Annotated in this window: 16 protein-coding genes and 1 tRNA gene; 3 read left to right on the top strand and 14 right to left on the bottom strand. The window is 52.7% G+C overall.

Features of this window, described 5'->3' with window-relative positions; genetic code table 11:
- Together AAE514_RS14920 and AAE514_RS14915 are read left to right on the top strand one after the other, a co-directional pair.
- A partial coding sequence (locus AAE514_RS14920) for a transposase domain-containing protein (RefSeq protein ID WP_347329433.1) occupies window positions 1-188 on the top strand: 188 nt, incomplete at its 5' end.
- Window positions 189-557: 369 nt separating this feature from the next.
- Window positions 558-1,754: an IS256 family transposase gene (locus tag AAE514_RS14915; protein WP_347332352.1), complete on the top strand. Its 1,197-nt coding sequence runs from the start codon at window positions 558-560 to the stop codon at window positions 1,752-1,754.
- A gap of 81 nt (window positions 1,755-1,835) precedes the next feature.
- On the opposite strand, the gene AAE514_RS14910 is transcribed toward AAE514_RS14915, so the two are convergent.
- From AAE514_RS14910 to thrS, 14 genes are all read right to left on the bottom strand, one after another.
- Complete coding sequence (locus tag AAE514_RS14910) at window positions 1,836-2,945, bottom strand: hypothetical protein (protein ID WP_347332346.1); 1,110 nt, start codon at window positions 2,943-2,945, stop codon at window positions 1,836-1,838.
- 1 nt (window position 2,946) lies between these two features.
- Window positions 2,947-4,230, bottom strand: a complete 1,284-nt coding sequence (locus AAE514_RS14905; RefSeq protein ID WP_347332345.1) for a hypothetical protein — start codon at window positions 4,228-4,230, stop codon at window positions 2,947-2,949.
- A 267-nt stretch (window positions 4,231-4,497) separates the two neighbouring features.
- The gene (locus AAE514_RS14900; RefSeq protein ID WP_347332351.1) at window positions 4,498-5,460 is read right to left on the bottom strand and encodes an RES family NAD+ phosphorylase; all 963 of its coding nucleotides are present in this window, start codon (window positions 5,458-5,460) and stop codon (window positions 4,498-4,500) included.
- A 61-nt stretch (window positions 5,461-5,521) separates the two neighbouring features.
- Complete coding sequence (locus AAE514_RS14895) at window positions 5,522-6,460, bottom strand: sce7725 family protein (RefSeq protein WP_347332344.1); 939 nt, start codon at window positions 6,458-6,460, stop codon at window positions 5,522-5,524.
- A complete protein-coding gene (locus tag AAE514_RS14890) occupies window positions 6,442-7,299 on the bottom strand; it encodes a sce7726 family protein (protein ID WP_347332343.1) in 858 nt (285 codons plus the stop codon). Before AAE514_RS14890 ends, AAE514_RS14895 begins: the two co-directional genes overlap by 19 nt.
- A gap of 246 nt (window positions 7,300-7,545) precedes the next feature.
- Window positions 7,546-7,622 (bottom strand) — tRNA-Pro (locus AAE514_RS14885).
- A gap of 90 nt (window positions 7,623-7,712) precedes the next feature.
- Window positions 7,713-8,072, bottom strand: coding sequence for a MerR family transcriptional regulator (locus tag AAE514_RS14880; RefSeq protein ID WP_024459888.1), 360 nt, complete (start codon window positions 8,070-8,072; stop codon window positions 7,713-7,715).
- Window positions 8,053-8,361, bottom strand: a complete 309-nt coding sequence (ihfA, locus tag AAE514_RS14875) for an integration host factor subunit alpha (RefSeq protein WP_027329102.1) — start codon at window positions 8,359-8,361, stop codon at window positions 8,053-8,055. The genes AAE514_RS14880 and ihfA overlap by 20 nt, the downstream gene beginning before the upstream one ends.
- Window positions 8,362-8,372: 11 nt before the next feature.
- Window positions 8,373-10,754, bottom strand: a complete 2,382-nt coding sequence (gene pheT / locus AAE514_RS14870; RefSeq protein ID WP_347332342.1) for a phenylalanine--tRNA ligase subunit beta — start codon at window positions 10,752-10,754, stop codon at window positions 8,373-8,375.
- Between the two features lie 10 nt (window positions 10,755-10,764).
- The gene (gene pheS / locus AAE514_RS14865; RefSeq protein ID WP_347332341.1) at window positions 10,765-11,778 is read right to left on the bottom strand and encodes a phenylalanine--tRNA ligase subunit alpha; all 1,014 of its coding nucleotides are present in this window, start codon (window positions 11,776-11,778) and stop codon (window positions 10,765-10,767) included.
- 116 nt (window positions 11,779-11,894) lie between these two features.
- Complete coding sequence (rplT, locus tag AAE514_RS14860) at window positions 11,895-12,254, bottom strand: 50S ribosomal protein L20 (RefSeq protein WP_347332340.1); 360 nt, start codon at window positions 12,252-12,254, stop codon at window positions 11,895-11,897.
- Window positions 12,255-12,288: 34 nt separating this feature from the next.
- Entirely contained in the window at window positions 12,289-12,486 is a 198-nt protein-coding gene (rpmI, locus tag AAE514_RS14855) for a 50S ribosomal protein L35 (RefSeq protein ID WP_347332339.1), read from the bottom strand.
- Between the two features lie 61 nt (window positions 12,487-12,547).
- Complete coding sequence (gene infC, locus AAE514_RS14850; protein ID WP_347332350.1) at window positions 12,548-13,087, bottom strand: translation initiation factor IF-3; 540 nt, start codon at window positions 13,085-13,087, stop codon at window positions 12,548-12,550.
- A 68-nt stretch (window positions 13,088-13,155) separates the two neighbouring features.
- Window positions 13,156-15,105 (bottom strand): threonine--tRNA ligase, encoded by a 1,950-nt coding sequence (gene thrS / locus AAE514_RS14845; RefSeq protein WP_347332338.1) that lies wholly within the window; start codon window positions 15,103-15,105, stop codon window positions 13,156-13,158.
- Window positions 15,106-15,226: 121 nt separating this feature from the next.
- Here thrS and AAE514_RS14840 point away from each other — a divergent pair, with 121 nt between their 5' ends.
- Window positions 15,227-15,688 (top strand): EVE domain-containing protein, encoded by a 462-nt coding sequence (locus tag AAE514_RS14840; protein WP_347332337.1) that lies wholly within the window; start codon window positions 15,227-15,229, stop codon window positions 15,686-15,688.
- Window positions 15,689-15,890: the final 202 nt, after the last annotated feature.

Raw genomic sequence — 15,890 nt, 5'->3', positions numbered from 1 at the left:
GCTTGATCAGCACCTGTAAGCTGCATGGGATCAATACCTACACCTACTTGACCGATGTGCTGCTTCGCATCAGTGAGCACCCGGCCAGCCGGGTGGAAGAGCTGACGCCCCGGGCGTGGAAAGACACCTTCGCCGATCAGCCGCTCCGATCAGACCTCTACAGGGCCGTCAACCACGCCTCTGAATGAACGGTTACGGATCAACAACACATCAAGAGGGAAATTCGCGCCACCGTTTCCAACGCTACCTTTCAAAGTGGAAAGATTAACACTATTAAACTGACTTGCGTAAGACACCTTACACCTCCTGTTATCCTTGGTTTCGCTACATTCGGTACCACAACTCCGCTCACTGCCTGAGCGAAGAAAATGTCACCTAATTATACCGGGTCACAAGCAGATTTATATTGTAATTGGCGGACCTGCTTCACAAAAACAGGGTCCCACAGTTCTTCCGAAATTGGCGTCCCGCCGCTAAGGGCCTGTGGTAGTGTTCGTCAACCTGTGTCATTTCCCTAAACTGTGCAAAACGGGAGATGAGGCGTGTCCCGCAAAGACATCGATTCTGACCTCAACCAAGCCGTTGAGGACCTGAGGGCAGGCAAGCCGATGAACGGCAAAGACGGCTTTCTGACCCCGCTGATCAAACAGCTCACTGAAGCGGCGCTCAAGACCGAGCAAGAGCAGCACATCGCCGATGACGAGCAGCCTAATCGCAAGAACGGTTACACCTCCAAGACCGTCAAATCAGCCTCTGGGAGCTTTGAGCTCGATACGCCCAGAGACCGCTCGGGCACCTTCGATCCCCAGTTCATCAAGAAGAATCAGACCCATCTGACTGACGACCTGGAGCGCAAGATTATCGCACTCTACGCCCACGGCAACAGCTATCAGAGCATTCGTGAGCACCTAAAAGACTTCTACGATATCGACTTCTCCAACGGCACGCTTAACGCCGTCACCGACAAGCTTCTACCGGAGCTGGAAAGCTGGCGCGAGCGTGACCTGGATCCGGTGTACCCCATCGTCTGGCTCGATGCTATTCACTACAAAGTCCGGAAAAACGGCCGCTATGTCAGCAAAGCTATTTACACCATTCTAGCCCTGAATATCGAGGGCAAGAAAGAGCTCCTCGGCTTATACCTGTCGGACGCTGAGGGCGCTCATTACTGGCTCAGCGTGCTGACTGATCTTCAAAACCGAGGCGTCAAGGACATCCTGATCGCCTGTGTCGACGGCCTCACCGGCTTCCCAGAAGCCATTGAGACTATCTACCCCGAAACCGAGGTCCAGCAGTGCATCATCCACCAGATCCGCAACTCGATGAAGTACGTGGCCTCGAAGAACCAGAAGGCCTTTATGGCCGATCTCAAGGCGGTTTACCGGGCCGCTACCAAGAACGCAGCAGAGACCGCTCTCAAAGAGCTCGACGCCAAGTGGGGCAAGCAATACCCGGTGGTCATCCGCTCCTGGCGCAAGAAGTGGGACAATCTGTCCGTCTACTTCAAATACCCTGAAAATGTCCGTAAAGCCATCTATACCACGAACGCCGTCGAGGCGGTACACCGTCAGTTCCGCAAACTGACCAAAACCAAAGGTGGCTTCCCGAACGAAAACAGCCTTCTAAAACTGCTCTATGCTGGCATCCTCAACGCTTCGGAAAAGTGGACCCACCCTGTGCAAAACTGGAACCTGACATTGTCGCAACTGGTGATTCACTTCGAGGATCTGATCGAGCCGTATCTGGATATCTAAACCAACATCAGGCTATATTGACAACTGGCGAGTGAAAGCTCGCCCTTGTTTGACACAGGTTTTTGAACACCCTCGATACAACTAGTGCCGCGGAGAAAGGGCATCGGCAGAAAGTTTCATCGAAATATCCGAAAAGTGAACAGAAAACTCCTGAGGAAGCCGAGCGGCCTTTTGAAGATATTCTCCAGCGATAAGCACGTATTTTGCTGAAAATGGTGATTCTTTGACTATCTGCTTTTGAAGACTTGAACTTTTAAGTTCAGCTAACGTACAAAATCCAGTCTCTCTCGCCAACAGAGATGCCGCAAGAACTTCTTGAGGTGCTTGCAGAACCTCTCTCACCAACTGTTCAAACCGCTTAAGTTCTGGAAATATCGATAGAGAGCTTTCCGCAGCGGCATCCCCTGCTGTTAGATGTCTAATCTTTTGTGCGGCTTCCAGGTTATCGTATCCTCCATACAGAAGGGCAAGGATTGAAGTAGAGAACTCTTCCTGGGAGGCGGGACGCAGAAGCACCAAAAACAGGCGATTAGCTATATCTGACAATGCAAGCAAAAACAGGCAAAGAGCGTCACCAAATACAGCCAAGTGTTCCGGCTTTTCTGGGTCTAGTTCGGGACCTATAGCACGCAGTCGAGCAACCGTTTTTCGACATTGCTCCCCCCCATCTTTGATCATCCAGAATCCCGACCTGGAAAAACGGCAATAACTAGTCAAGCCAATGTACTTTGGTCCGATCGCCAAAAACTGCTCCCAAACATTTATATCTGATGTGGCTGCGTCTATCGAGCTAGTACTACCACCTAGACATTGCGCGAGGTCACCAATCTCCTTTTCATGCAACAATGAAACCCCAAGATCAGAGGCACTCGTCCTGTGGTCATGAGTAATTTTAACCTTTTCACTTAGCACGACAAAACCATGGCTTGCAGACGTCTTTGTCATAACGCCATGAAGCCAGAAAGCCCTTCCGATTGCGGACTCACGAGCACCACTCTTACAGTCAAAAATTAGCTTCGTGTGGGGCCCAATTGTACTTGGCGCTACAGCTAAAACATCGATATCTGTAAGCAAGAACCTAGATTGTTCGAGTCTAGTTGTCGCTTCTACGTCGATTTCAATTTGCGGCAACCATCGTTTAGAAACACATAATTTGAGTGCCGTTGCCTTTTGTGCGCGATCTTTAAGCATCTCACATCCCTTCCAGCAGTATTTGCTCGTACTCGAATTTTTTCTCATCAGATAGCACTACAGTTTCCCTCTCGCGCATTTGCCGGGCGCTTACAAGCGATTCAATATACTCTTGAGATCCTGTCATAGCCTGGTGAGCTTCTCTATCGAGTAGCGTCGTGTCCGGGGGATTATCCCCTTGCACTAAACGAAGGGCAATATCCAGCGCCTCTCGATTTTCGGGAGTATCGATAATTTTAAGTTGCCAATAGCCATTTGAAAGCTGTACCAGTTGCGCTATCCGGTAATCAACGAGATTTCGATACTGCTCCGCATAATCCGAAGTCGGGGAGAGCTGAAGATCTCTCTTTAGAGTATACAGAACGGCTCCAGGACTTCTTATTCTAAATTTGTTTGGCAAAAGCTGCCCTTGACGAACTGCTGAAACAATTGCAAGTGAGCGCTCATACACCTCTCTCCGAAGCGGGTTAACATTAACGAACCCCGGGGTTGGAGTAAACATGAATAGCGCATCACCAGCGTGCGAAGTACTGATTTTAGGTGGTTTAATAGCGCCTTCTTGAGCAAGTTTTTTTAACAGCTGGACATCATCCTGAGAAACTTTTGTTCCACCAATCTCGCCCGTACGCTCAATTAAGCTAAGTGGCCAACCTTGGGATTTTTGGATCAACTCCATTGTTCGTTTAATCCCATTAGCACCACATTTTGCCACATGATCTATGAAAACGTCGGCATTTTCAGAATAGTAGGAGGGATTAAGAAGTACTGTTTTGGATCTGGCGCGACGCGATATTAAGAAATTGCCTTTTGTTCCTATTTCCACACTAGAATCAAAAGCCTTTCTCTCCGCCCCAAGCTTACCAGCGAGCGCATCAACGTTATAAGGTGCACCAGCAAGCCGATCAACGATTTCTAACGTAAGGACTTCAAACTCATCAGGATTTGCCTCTATACTAAAATACTCCCCAATCCCCTCATATAGGTCATCAAAATAGGGGATTAGCGGCAAGACCGCCTTGATTCGCCTACCCTCTTTCTGCAGTCGAACAAATTCAATTTCAGCTAGCAGTATGATGATCCGGTCCACCGCAAGCCGCGGCACTCCGAGCATGGTTGAAGCAATAAGTTTCAGCTTCTCATATTCTACTAGAGGCAGCCCTCGAAGATGGAGGGCCAACTGGACAGCCATCCCAATTTCAGGAATAGTCTCAAACCTCGGGACTTCCTTGTCGCGAATTGCCAGCTGGATTTCATGACATCGGGCAACCGCTATTTTATTGTCCATAAACCCTCTCACATATAGCTTTCGTTAAATTTTAGATGTATTCAGGCCTTGAATCAATGAGTAACCATTGAAGTCAGAATATCTCATTAACGACCACCAGTGACCGCCCTAGCGACACCACTCTCTGAATGACATGCTTCGGGAAACCAAGAAAGCAGAAGGGCGGAGAAGGACTGACAACTTCCGTCCTGAAAATGAAAGTTATTTCTGGCATAGGAAGAGATAATCTGAAAATCAATGAGTAAACCTTTATGATTGAAACCAGATTTAAGCAGGAGAGAACATGACACGAGTATTCTCCACTAAAAAACTCCTGGGATGCTGAACTGAGAGCTTAGCGTCGTCAAACAGAACAAGATTTCTACCGCAACCGAAGGAACTAGAAAACCTTATTCCGTCTGACTTAGTAACATTCTTCAAAAACTCACATATGTACTGAGTAGGAACATACTCTAAATGTGATCTATGTGGAAGAACAGGCTTTGAGAGGTCATTGGAAAAGAGCTCCAAAAGACCGAGGTACTTAAGAACATACTTGATTTCGCTCTCCTCAAACCTCAAAACGGAGCCTTTTAATTTTGGGTCCGTAAGATCTATTATTCTAAGATCCTCTGCCGCCACATACTCAGCCACCCAAACCTTTGAGCCAATGCTGGGTCTAACTTCATTGACAGATGCTTCAAGTTGATCTGAAACATATAAGTACGAAATCCCAGGAGGATTGGCCCGACCACCGGTCGCTGCGTCGCGTGGCGGCTTCCCCATACTATCCGACGTCATTTCAGCGTCTGAGATCCGAGCTCTGAAAAAGGAATCCCCCGCCGAAACCACCATATCCATCTGCGCAACTAAAGATGCAAACAAGTAAAATTCTTCACTCTTCCCCTCAACAGAAAACAGCCCTTGAAAAGCATTATTTTGAGGAAAGTACCGATTGTGAAATATAAGCTCTTCCTTAAAGTTCAACCAAAGCCTCTTATTATCAACAACCTCGTCAGGCAAGCGATATCTCTTGCTGTTAAACTCTTCCCCTAGTAAAGCATCCCACAACTTATCTGGAGCTCTTACTTTTTCACTCAATATTCGAAACTCTCGAGCATACAGTACAGACGGTCTCTCACCTTCTTCATCAAGGATAAAAGTATCTTTTGTTAGCTCAAAAAGATCAGTCAGAGCATCCGGATCGACGGTGGCGACGTTATCGCTTCTACAAAAATCACAACGACCCATCTCTCGCAAAAATATAATTCTTTCGATTATAGTAGATTCTGAGAAGCAACTTTGACAAACCCTACTCACCGGCCAAGCCTTCCATAGCCAGATAGTCGCATATCGTTTCGATGTGATGCTTCATCGATATTTTCTTAACTTGCCCTAAACCAGGATAATGATTTGAATCATATATCCTTTCAAATTCATCCATTCCTGATGTTTGATCAAATACATTTCCTTCTGAGCGGTAATCGGAGATCAGCTTATCGAGAGCATCCAGAAACTTTCCTTGAGGGTTTGTTGGCGTACCATCCGAGTATGACGAGTAATGCCGCACATACATTTCATCAAATTCATCTCGGTTAATATATGAAATGTGGATGGTTACAACATAGGCCGGCCCTCCTCCCTCCATATACTCCTTAGGTAAAGTGGTGTAATCCCCGAAGCCTACGACATTTGCCGTTTGATTATAGGTGGCGTGTAAATAGGAGAAGGGCGACTCCTCTTCATAATCCAAATTTCGTATTTTCTTTTTAAAAGCGTCCTCATAGAGAATTACACCTTTTAACCTGCTAAGCGCTAAAGGATTAGTTTTCGAATTCTCTACAACAGTGTATACAGCCTCTTGAGAGAGTTTTATTAGCTCTCTATCTACACCACCAAAAGCAACAATAGCGAATTCATCGCCGACTGAGATCGAGTAATCGCTCAGGTCAATAGATTTCGCATCTTTAACAATGATGCTTGGCACAAACCTAATTTCGTCTTCAAGCTCTAACTGATCGATTAGAACTTTATGCTTTCCGAGGAAATCACCAACAGATGGATTAATGATAACTAGCGGCTCAATGCCATGCTCGTTCAGCACTTTAATAGTTTTAATTAGTGGTGTTATATTCGACCTAACAGGCTCTATAATTGGACAAAAATAACCTAAATCAAGCTTTCCACCTTCCATTAACTCTCGAAGAGCAATTAACTCAAACTGTTTGCTTCTTAAGATTGGACAGTACATGAAACTTCCTTATTCTGCATAATCCGCCTAAGAGAGTTAATCTCTGCGGAACTAAAATCGTAGCTTACCGCAGCCCCCTTCAAGGATAAGGGCAGCGATTCAAGAAAAATTCCGTTCAAGGGCCTAAATCTTTTCAAGATATCTAAATAACACTTGCACAAAATATCTTCTGAAACCCCTTTTACAACATCAAAGCATGCTGAAAATATTTTGCCATTGGCTACTTTTGGAGTCTCCCCAGCCACTGAGCGGACTAACTCCAAGTACTCCTGCTTACGGAGAGACTTAAACAGCATCTCCCGGTCCACCGGGTGATTTCGAATAGTGGCTTTCCTTTTTGTGTGGAAATAATTTTTTTTATTTAAGATTAGCACCCCAACGCTTGTTGGTGCTTTCGCCAGAACCAAGTTAACGTTTTTCTCAGAGCAAACTACGTAAACTTCATCAAACAGCTTACTGTAATCGTTCAGCTGAGCCTCAAGCCTCGCCAACGAATCAAATTCTGTCTTGATTTCATAGCAAGTTGACTTGCCATTAAGAATTACGCAGTCGGCCTTACTCTTCCCAACTCTAAATTCAGTCAACATAGTCGCAGTGTTGACGGAATGGTGTCCCAAAAGTCGCCTCAACACCAAATAGTTCTTAAAGAAGTACTCGGATCTATAGTCCTCTGAAAGACGATCATAAACGCTTTCGTAAAAAGCGCTAAGGCAATCTACTGGGCGGCCAAGATATTCTGAGGAAACTTTGCGAACGAAGCTAAGATCACCCTCAGCAACTGCGCTCAGGTGGGAGCTATTAAAGACTCTTGCAGCCTCTTTGACTGAAATATTTCCCAATGTTTATCCCCTTCAGCGAGCCCGCACGCTACTAGATATTAAGAAATTAAGCCATATACCGTATCTCACCTATAGGCTCCAGGTCGCCCTTTGTTATAGCCGAATAAAACGACCAATAAACCATAACGTCTACATCAAGCTTTATCAAGCAAGTAATGCTTTGGAGTTAATATGGACTTAAATGGTAGACACAAAAAAGCCCGCTCAATGAGCGGGCTTCTAAGTCGTTGATTTACAACGTTTGTTTGGTCGGAACGGCAGGATTTGAACCTGCGACCCCTACACCCCCAGTGTAGTGCGCTACCAAACTGCGCTACGCTCCGATTTTAGGTTGCTGTGAGCGGTGCCGGGTGGGCTGTCCGTCACAGGGATGGGCATGATACCTCAAAATCTGGTTTTTGCAAGTGTCTGATTTAACGGGTTTTGAGCACTTCCAGGACTTCTTCCAGCTCGGCGATCATCTGACCCACGAGTTGGCTGAATTGGCTGGCGTCCTGCTGAGCCGTCTCCCCTTCCATTTGCTGGCGCGCGCCGCCGATGGTGAAGCCCTGGTCGTACAGCAGGGCCCGGATCTGGCGGATGGTGAGCACGTCCTGGCGCTGGTAATAACGACGGTTGCCCCGGCGCTTGACCGGCTTGAGCTGAGGAAACTCTTGCTCCCAATAGCGCAGCACGTGCGGTTTTACGGCGCACAGTTCGCTCACCTCTCCGATGGTGAAGTAGCGCTTGCCGGGAATAACCGGCAGTTCGTCGTTATGGCTTGGTTCCAGCATAGGCTTCCACTTTTGCCTTTAATTTTTGTCCCGGTCTGAACGTCACCACCCGTCGGGCGCTAATAGGTATCTCTTCCCCGGTTTTGGGGTTGCGCCCCGGCCGCTGGCTTTTGTCTCTCAGGTCAAAGTTGCCGAAACCTGACAGCTTCACCTGTTCGTTGCTTTCCAACGAACGTCGGATTTCCTCAAAAAACAGCTCTACGAGTTCTTTGGCCTCACGCTTGTTGAGGCCCAGCTCGGTGTGCAGTTTTTCGGCTAGATCGGCTTTTGTGAGAGCCCCGCCCGACATAGTTCTTATCCCTATCTGAGGGTGGCACTAAACTCCTCCTCAAGGCGTTTGACAACCCGCTCGATGGAGGCGTTGATCTCTTCCTCGTTAAGAGTGCGGGAAGGATCTTGAAAGGTCAAGCCCAGAGCCACACTTTTTCGTTGCGGATCAATGCCTTTGCCCATGTAGAGGTCAAAGACCTTTAAGTCCCGAAGCTGCTCTCCGGCGTTGTTTTTGACGCAATCCAGCAGGCTTTGGGCAGCCACGCCGCGGTCCACCAGCAGGGCCAAGTCCCGACGAACCGAGGGGAAGCGCGAGAGCGGCTCGAAGACCGGCTTGCGGGCCGACTTGAGGGCCGAGAGCGCCACTTCGAAGACAAAGACTCCGCCGGGGATGTCCAATTCCTGCTGAAGTTGCGGGTGCAGGGTGCCCAACACCCCAACCTCTTCCTCGCCCCGATACAGAGCGGCGCACTGGCCCGGATGGAGCGCCGGGTGGGCACCGGGCTGGACGCGGAATTCCTCGGCGGCGCCGGTCAGAGCCAGTACGGCCTCCAGGTCGCCCTTGAGGTCATAGAAGTCCACTTTATCTTTGCTGTTGGCCCAGGCCTCGGCCTGACGCGGGCCGTAGATTAGGCCGGCGAGCATGGGTTCCTGGCTCAGCTTGCCGTCTTTGCCCGGCACGAAACGCTGGCCGCTTTCGAACAGGCGCACGCGCTCCTGCTGGCGGTTCAGGTTGTGCTGAAGGGTGCTGACCAGACCGGGCAGCAACGTCGGGCGCATCACGCTCATATCGGCGCTAATGGGGTTGCGCAGTGGCACCGGCTCTACGTCTGGGGCGAACAGTTTGCTGAGTTTGGGCTCAATGAAGCTATAGGTAATGGCTTCCTGATAGTCCCGCGCCACTAGCTCCCGGCGGATGCGCTCGATCGACAGGCGCCCTTCCGAGCGAGCCGGAATGGCCAACGCGGCGGCCAGACTGCGGGTCGGCAGGTTGTTGTAGCCATAGATGCGGGCCAGCTCTTCCAGCAGGTCCGCCTCGATCTCCAGATCAAAGCGGTAGGTGGGGATGGCGAAGGTCCAACTGGCGTCGGATTGGTCGGTGAGCTCCAGGCCGAGGCCGGTCAGAATGGCTTCCACCTCTTCCGCTGGCAGTTCCAGACCCAGGCCGCTGGTCACGCGTTCACGGCGCAAGGTCACGCTGCGGCCGGCGGGGAGGTGGTTCTCATCCCAGGCTTTGACCAAAGGGCCGGGCTCGCCGCCGACGATGGCCAGCAGCAGCTCGGTGGCCCGCTCCATGGCTTGCTCTTGCAGTTCATAGTCCACCCCACGCTCGAAGCGGTGGGATGAGTCGGTGTGCAGGCCATAACTTCGGGCCTTACCGGCGATGGTAATGGGGTTGAAGTAGGCGCTTTCCAGGAAGATATCCCGGGTCTCCGGCCCTACGGCACTCTCGCGGCCACCCATGACGCCGGCCATTGCCAGGGGTTTGTCCTGGTCGGCGATGACCAGGGTGCCTTCGGTAAGAGTCACTTCCTGGTCGTCCAGCAGGAAGAGTTTTTCCCCGGCATTGGCCAGGCGCACGTCGATGCCGCCACTCAGGCGGTTCAGGTCGAAGGCGTGCATGGGCTGGCCCAGTTCGAGCAGCACGTAGTTGGTAACGTCCACCACGGCGTCAATGCTGCGCAGCCCGGCGCGGCGCAGTTTTTCCTGCAACCAAAGGGGGCTGGGCTGGCTGAGGTCGATACCGCGAACCACCCGGCCCACGTAGCGGCTGCAACCTTCCGGCGCGCTCAGGGTGACCGGCAGGGCGTCGTCGATCAGCGGCTTGACCGGTACGATGTCCGGCGCGGTGACCGCCAACCGGTTGAGCACGCCCACTTCCCGGGCGATGCCTTTAATACTCAGGCAATCGCTACGGTTGGGGGTCAGGTCCACTTCAATAATCTGGTCATTGAGGCTCAGGTACTCGCGCAGGTCCGTGCCGGTGGGGGCATCGGCGGGCAGCTCCCAGAGGCCCTCGTCGTCATCGCCGGCTTCCAGTTCGGTCTGGCCGCACAGCATGCCGAAAGACTCCACGCCGCGCAGCTTGGCTTTCTTGATTTTGAAGTCGCCGGGGAGTTTGGCCCCGACCGTCGCAAAGGGCACTTTGATACCTTCGCGGGCGTTGGGTGCGCCGCACACGACTTGCTTGAGCTCCTCGCCCTCGCCCGCCACTTGGCACACGCGCAGCTTATCGGCGTCCGGGTGTTGTTCGACCGAGACGATTTCACCGACCACCACGCCGGTAAAGGCGCCCGCGACCGGCTCGATGGCGTCCACTTCCAGGCCCGCCATGGTGATTTGAGCGGCCAGTTCATCGGTGGCGATGGCCGGGTTTACCCACTCCCGCAACCAGGATTCACTTACTTTCATAATCGGACTCTTAAAACTGTTTCAGGAAACGCAGGTCGTTTTCGAAGAACAGGCGCAGGTCGTTTACGCCGTAGCGGAGCATGGCCATACGCTCGACGCCAAGGCCAAAGGCAAAGCCACTGTAGACTTCCGGGTCCACGCCGGAGGCTTTGAGCACTTCGGGGTGCACCATGCCGCAGCCGAGAATCTCGATCCAACCGGACTGTTTGCACACGCGGCAGCCTTCGCCGTCGCAGTGGGTGCAGCCGATGTCCACTTCGGCCGAGGGTTCGGTAAACGGGAAGTAGGAGGGCCGAAAGCGCACGGGCACGTCGGCCTCGAAGAAGGCTTTCAGGAATTCATCCATGGTGCCTTTTAAATCGGCAAAGCTGATGCCTTTGTCCACCACCAGGCCTTCGATCTGGTGGAACATGGGTGTGTGGGTCAGATCCGAGTCACACCGGTAGACCCGCCCCGGGCAGATGATGCGAATGGGCGGCTTTTGGTTTTCCATGGTGCGCACCTGTACGGGCGAGGTGTGGGTGCGCAGTACGTGGGTATCGTCCACGTAGAAGGTGTCGTGCATCGCCCGCGCGGGGTGATGGGAGGGGATATTGAGCGCTTCGAAGTTGTGGTAATCGTCTTCGATTTCCGGGCCCTCTTCCACGGTGTAGCCCACGGCGGCGAAGATGGCTTCTATACGCTCGAGCGTGCGGGTGACCGGGTGCAGGCCACCGGTCTGGTTGGCGCGCCCCGGCAGGGTCACATCCAGGGTTTCATCCGCAAGCTTGGCGTCGATGGCGGCCTTCTCGAGCTCGGCCTTGCGCGTGTTGAGCGCCTCTTGTACCTGGCCTTTGGCTTCGTTGATCTTCGCCCCAGCGGCCGGACGCTCTTCGGCAGAGAGCTGACCCAGGGTTTTCATCTGGGCGCTGATACTGCCTTTTTTGCCCAAATACTCGACCCGGACTTTATCCAGGCTGGCCAGGTCGTCGGCTTCTTGCACCTGTTTGAGCGCCGCTTCGGTCAGCGCGTTAAGATTTTCCATCAGTCGAAACCCAAATTCTTTGGTTTATGCAATAAAAAAGGGAAGGACTGCAACAGCCCTCCCCTTTTGATCGTGCTCACTCAGATACCGGTTAGGGTATCGGTCGCTGTTGCCGATTAAGCAGCCAGAGCTGATTTAGCCTGTGCAACAACGGCCGCAAAAGCGGCTTTGTCGTGTACGGCCAGGTCGGCCAGAACGCGACGGTCCAGAGCGATATTGGCTTTTTTCAAGCCGGCGATCAGTTGGCTGTAGGTCACCCCTTCAGCGCGGGACTGGGCGTTAATACGCGCGATCCACAGCTGACGGAAGTTACGCTTCTTATTGCGACGGTCGCGATAAGCGTACTGACCGGCCTTGATAACCGCTTGTTTGGCTACGCGGAATACCCGGGACCGGGCGCCGTAATAACCTTTTGCAGCCTTAAGAACTTTCTTGTGACGACGGCGTGCTTCCACACCACGTTTTACTCGAGCCATTATTTACTCCTCAAAAATTTCCGGTTGCAACCGATCAGTTGGAACGCAACATGCGCTTAACGCCTGGGACATCAGCCGCATTGAGCGTGCTGGTGCCACGAAGCTGACGCTTACGCTTGGTGGTCATTTTGGTGAGGATGTGGCTTTTGAAAGCGTGTTTGTGCTTAAAACCAGCCGCGGTCTTCTTGAAGCGCTTGGCGGCGCCACTGTGTACTTTAGCTTTTGATGCCATGGGATAAAAACTCCGCATTCATAGGTAAATAAACAGTAACTAAGGCAGCTAAAAAGCCCAGCTACTTCTTCTTTTTCGGGGCGATCACCATGATGAGCTGCCGGCCTTCCATTTTCGGCTTTTGCTCAACGGTGCCCAGCTCAATCAGGTCCTCTTCGATGCGATGCATAACATCCATCCCCAGTTCCTGGTGAGCCATTTCCCGACCGCGGAACCGTAGGGTTACCTTGGCCTTGTCCCCGTTCTCTAGGAAACGCACGAGGTTGCGTAGTTTGACCTCGTAGTCACCTTCCTCCGTCCCTGGACGGAATTTCATTTCTTTGATCTGCTGCTGCTTCTGTTTCTTCTTGGCAGCCGCCTTGGTTTTCTTGATTTCAAACAGGTGCTTGCCGTAGTCCATCACCTTACAGACGATGGGATCGCTATCGGAGGCGATTTCCACCAAATCCAGGTCGGCTGACTGAGCCGCTTCCAGGGCCTCCGACAGGGGCACGATCCCGATTTGGTCACCGTTGGGGCCGATCAGGCGTACCTCATTGGCTTCGATCTGATCATTAATCCGAGCTTTTTTGGACTTGCCTTTAGGCGCTGGTCGTTTGATAGCTGTTGTCTCCTGTTTGTTGAAAATCTGAGCTGGCCCGTCCGAACCGCGTTGGGAGGGCCTTGGCCCTACGCTTGTTGGGTTTCTTTCGACTTCGACTCTACTCTGCCACGCCGAGCCACGTCCGCGGCCAGGTGTTCAGAGAAGTCTTCCAGACTCATTACCCCCAGGTCTCGGCCATCGCGCGTGCGCACGGCGATATTACCGGATTCCATCTCCTTGTCACCAATGACAAGCAAGTACGGAATACGCTGAAGGGTGTGCTCGCGGATTTTAAAGCCGATCTTCTCGTTTCTCAAGTCCGAAATGGCCCTAAACCCCTTATCTCGCAAGGTTTTTTCGACTTTTTGTGCATATTCGGCCTGATTGTCCGTGATATTCATCACAACCGCCTGCTCTGGCGCCAGCCAGGGCGGGAAAATTCCCTCGTAATGTTCGATCAAAATGCCGATAAAACGCTCAAATGATCCCAAAATGGCCCGGTGGAGCATCACCGGTACCTTGCGGGCGCCATCCTCGGCCACAAACTGGGCCTCCAGGCGCCCCGGCATGGAGAAATCCACCTGGATAGTACCCAGCTGCCAGACTCGGCCGATGCAGTCCTTGAGAGAGAACTCGATCTTGGGCCCATAGAACGCCCCTTCGCCGGGAAGTTCCTCCCAGTCCAGATCTTTGGCGTTCAATGCTTCCGCCAGGGCCTTTTCGGCCTTGTCCCAACTCTCGTCACTGCCGACCCGCTTCTCGGGGCGGGTGGACAGGCGGTAGATGACCTCGTCAAAGCCGAAGTCCCGGTAGACCTCGTGCAGGAAGTCGATAAAGTCGGACACTTCCGGCTGAATCTGCTCTTCGGTACAGAAGACGTGGGCATCGTCCTGAACAAAGCCGCGCACCCGCATAATGCCGTGCAGGGAGCCGGAGGGCTCGTTCCGGTGGCAAGAGCCGAATTCGGCCAGGCGCAGGGGCAAATCCCGGTAGCTTTTCAGGCCCTGGTTGAACACCTGCACGTGGCAGGGGCAGTTCATGGGCTTGACCGCAAAGTCCCGTTCCTCGGATTTGAGGGTGAACATGTCGTCGCCGAACTTCTCGGCATGGCCGGATTTCTGCCACAGGGTCATGTCCACGATCTGGGGGGTGCGGATTTCCTGGTAGCCGTGACGGTTCTGTTGGTACCGCATGTAGTCTTCCAGGGTCTTGTAGATGGTCCAGCCCTTGGGGTGCCAGAAGACCATGCCCGGCGCCTCTTCCTGGGTGTGGAAGAGGTTGTGCTTCTTGGCCAGTTTGCGGTGATCCCGCTTTTCGGCCTCTTCCAAACGGTGCAGGTGGGCCTTCAGCTGTTTCTTTTCGTTCCAGGCGGTGCCGTAGATGCGCTGCAGCTGTTTGTTGCTGGCATCCCCGCGCCAGTAGGCGCCAGAGACCCGCATCAGTTTGAAGTGGCGCATAACCCGGGTGTTGGGCACGTGGGGGCCGCGACACATGTCGACGTATTCTTCGTGGTGGTACAGGCCGACTTCTTTCTCGCCGGCTTTGATGATGTCGTCGATCAGTTCAACTTTGTACTCTTCCCCACGTTTGGCGAAGGTCTCCCGGGCCACGTCGACCGGCGTCATTTCTTTTTTGACGTCGTAGTCTTTCTTGATCAGCTCCTGGATACGCTTTTCGATGGCTTCCATGTCTTCGGTGGTAATGGGGTGCGGCGCGTCGATGTCGTAGTAGAAGCCATCTTCGATGACCGGGCCGATGGCCATTTTGGCCTCGGGGAACAGCTGTTTGACGGCGTGGCCCACCAGGTGCGCAAAGGAGTGGCGGATGACTTCGAGCCCTTCCGGGTCGCGGCCGGTGATGAGGGTAACCTCGGCGTCGTCTTCGATGACTTCGCAAGCGTCCACCAGTTGGCCGTTGATGCGACCGCAGACGGTGGCTTTGGCCAGACCGGGGCCTATGTCTTCGGCGACCTGCATGAGGCTGACCGGGTGGGAGAATTCGCGTTTGGAACCGTCGGGAAGTGTGATAACAGGCATGGTGTATCCTTTATCAGTGGTGACCCCTACCAAAGGCCACGTGAGTTTGGCTCCGGCGCCTCAGGATGGAGGGACACCGGGACTGCGTTTGACGGGCGATTATAAAGAGGTATGGAGCAGCATGGCAAATTACTGGCTGTTTAAGTCGGAACCGGATGTGTATGGGATTGCGGATTTGAGGGCTGAGCCGAAGGGTTTTGGCCGTTGGGACGGAATCCGCAATTATCAGGCGCGCAATTTTCTGCGGGATGAGGTGGCTGTGGAGGATGGTGTATTGGTCTATCACAGTCAAACTAAGGTGCCTGGGGTGGCGGGTACGGCTCGGGTGGTAAGGGCGGCGTATCCGGATCCCGGGCAGTTTGATCTTGAAAGTGATTATTTTGATCCTAAGGCGACGCGGGAGAAGCCTCGGTGGTTTTGTGTGGATGTGGCGTTTGAGTCGGAATTTGGGTCGGTGGTGCCGTTGAAGGTGATTAAGGAGCAGGAGCCGTTGGCGGAGATGGTGCTTTTGAAGCAGGGGCGGTTATCGGTGCAGCCGGTCACTGTCAACGAGTGGGAATACATTTTGAAGATGGGGTCTTGAGGGTTCGGTGGGTGTTGGGGAGTGGTGGTCTTAGGGAGTCCGGCCCGTCATGGTGTGCGGCCTTCGGAGACCCGCCGTAAACCCATCCATGGGGGCTTCTCATCGGCATCCATGCCTCGGCTTTGGCTTCCTGCGTCGCCCTAACACCTACATCCATGTAGGCGTCAGAGAGTCTCCGAAGGCCGCACACCACGCCGGTCCT

It is taken from the genome of Marinimicrobium locisalis (assembly GCF_039822625.1).
Classification (GTDB): domain Bacteria; phylum Pseudomonadota; class Gammaproteobacteria; order Pseudomonadales; family Cellvibrionaceae; genus Marinimicrobium; species Marinimicrobium locisalis.
This window is presented reverse-complemented; position numbering and strand designations above follow the sequence as displayed.